Below are 2,318 nucleotides of genomic sequence, written 5' to 3'. Positions count from 1 at the left end.
CCAACGGCGAAACATCAGATCGGCTGCGCGGATACCACCTGGCATTGGACCTGGCGAGGAGGCGGGCCATCGGTCCCGACCCTGCCCAAACTCCGCCTCGATCAAGTTCGCGATCGACGCCGGCTGTTCGCCCTCGCCCATCTCGCGGGTTTCGGCCTTGCGGGCGAGGAGTTCGTCGATCACTGATTGCACCTCTCCCGGCAGGCCGCTTTCGTCGACCAGCGCCCCGAACGCCATGGGAGCGACCGTCTCACCCGGGTGGTGGCGCATCCAGCGGAGCGCGATCGCCGGGCGCAGGGCGTAGAAGACCTTCTTCAGCGAGACGGCCGCCCGGCCTTCGAGGCTGCGCCGGTACTGGCGCTCGCCGAGATGAAGGTAGTGGTTGGCGATCGCCGCGGGCTGCACGACCTCGCGCGCCAGGGCCAGCAATTCGTCACGGAAGCGGGAGTCGCCTGCATAGGCATAGGGCGAGGTCAGCCATTCGATGACCACGGCATTGCCCTTGAGCAGCAGCTTCAGCGCCTTCGGCAGGTCCCAGCCATTGACGTCGTAGATCCCGTCCGGCGGATACTCGATGACGTCGCGCTTCGGAAAGAGACTCAGGTAGTCGTCCCGGGGCCGGACGAAGATGAAGCGGCAGTCGTAGTCACTGTCGGGCGAGGCGAAGCCCCAGCCGCGGCTGCCGCTCTCGATCGCCAGCAGGATGCGGACATTGTGGGTGGCTTCGACTTCGCGCAGTTTCGCGTCGATGCCGGCGACGACCGCCGGGTCGAAGCCCGGGCCCAGGTTGCGCAACGTCGCCATCCGAATGCTCCATTCTCTGCCGGGTCGGGACCCGACCGCGACGCCCCGAATGGCTTCGTTGGAGCGGCAAGTCCACCGAACTTCGAAGCGCCTTGGAAGCTGGCCAGCGCCGCCTGACCATCCTTGCAAGCGGAACTGCATCAGCCGTCCTCCGCCTCCGGCCACAGCTGGTCGCGAAGGCGTTGCACGGTGCGCTCGAGCAGGTTGCGCTGTGCGTCGCTCAGTGTCGACGGCGGGCGCTCGCGTTCGAGGCGATCGAACTCTCGCTCGATCCGGGATTCGAGCTTCCTTCGGTCCTCCCTCTCGAACTCGAGGAACATGACCAGTTGATCTGCTTCGCTCAGGCGGAACCGCTGTGGCAGCAGGTGATCCACCAGGCCGGCCAGGACCAGGGCCGGGCAGTACGTCCCGGCGTCTCGCTTCCCCGAGTTTCGCCCTTGTCGCGACCAGTTGAGGGCCGACTGCATCACGCAGAGATCGCGGAGTTCCGCCAGGTGCTCGTAGTGGCGGAGGTCTTCGCGCGTCTCCGGCCCGTCGATCCGGGCCTCGGCGGTCCGGTGGTTGAGCACGATGTCGTCGGGGTGCGGCAGAAGCTCGGGCGGCGGCAGATCACGCCGGCGATACTCGGCAATTTGCTCTTTCCCCTGGACCTTCAGCTTCTCCAGGCGACGAAACCGCTCGAGACGTGCCCGGAAGTGACGCTCTTCCTTCCGCTCCAGATATTCGATGGCGTAGCGCTGGGTGAGACGGTTGCCTTTGAGTGCGGACATGATCATGGCGCGGACGACGGCCTGTGATGCCGGGAGCTCTACCTCCTTGCCATTCTCCCGGAACTTCAGCAGGCGATAGGCCTCCTCCTGCAGGAAGGCATCCGCCGGCGCGTCCGAAAGCTGGATGGGTTTCGGCTTCGGCTTCTTTGGTCGGCCACGCGGATTGCCAGACTGGCCTTTCTTGAACCGCCTCGACCTGGGCGGCTTGCCGAAGCCGACCTCGTAGCCCTCGCCGTCGCGGTCGCTCTGGTGATCGCCTTCCGGCCTGGCCTGGTCGTCATCCCCGGACCGCACATCTCGCTTCTGCGGACGAGGCGCTCGCACCGGCCGCGCGCCCTTCCGGTCCCGATCACCGCTCATCTGCTCGTCTCCCTCTCGGCAACGGCGGCCTGTGCAAGCGCCTCTTCCGCTTCGCCCACGTCGGACGGGTCCCCATCGGGGTCGGGGTCGGCCTGCCCCATCTCGGCCAGGCGTTCCTCCTCGCCGGTCTCGGCATGGTTGTCGCCGGAACCAAGCTCCTCTGCGGGCCCGGGCTCCATCTCCGCCAGACGCTCTTCCTCGACGTCCTCGAACCGCTCCCCCGTCGCCGCGAGGGTGGCGTGCTTGCCGGTGATCCGTTCCCAGCGCCGGACGATGGTGTCGCAGTATGCCGGGTCGAACTCCAGGAGACGCGCCTTGCGACCGACCTGCTCGGCGGCGATCAGCGTCGTGCCCGAGCCGCCGAAGCCGTCCAGGACGATGTCG

3 protein-coding genes are annotated in these 2,318 nt (G+C 67.2%); all 3 read right to left on the bottom strand.

The window, feature by feature from the left end; all coding sequences use genetic code 11:
- On the bottom strand, positions 1-804 hold an 804-nt coding region (locus tag CWC60_RS16765), incomplete at its 3' end, for a nucleotidyltransferase domain-containing protein (protein ID WP_109795077.1).
- 140 nt (positions 805-944) lie between these two features.
- Positions 945-1,934 (bottom strand): DUF5681 domain-containing protein, encoded by a 990-nt coding sequence (locus CWC60_RS16760; RefSeq protein ID WP_125182814.1) that lies wholly within the window; start codon positions 1,932-1,934, stop codon positions 945-947.
- On the bottom strand, positions 1,931-2,318 hold a 388-nt coding region (locus CWC60_RS16755; protein ID WP_164516607.1), incomplete at its 5' end, for a DNA methyltransferase. The genes CWC60_RS16755 and CWC60_RS16760, both read right to left, overlap by 4 nt.

The organism is Minwuia thermotolerans, assembly GCF_002924445.1.
GTDB classification, from domain to species: domain Bacteria; phylum Pseudomonadota; class Alphaproteobacteria; order Minwuiales; family Minwuiaceae; genus Minwuia; species Minwuia thermotolerans.
The sequence above is the reverse complement of the archived record's forward strand: the minus strand, read 5'-3'. Positions and strand labels throughout refer to the sequence as shown.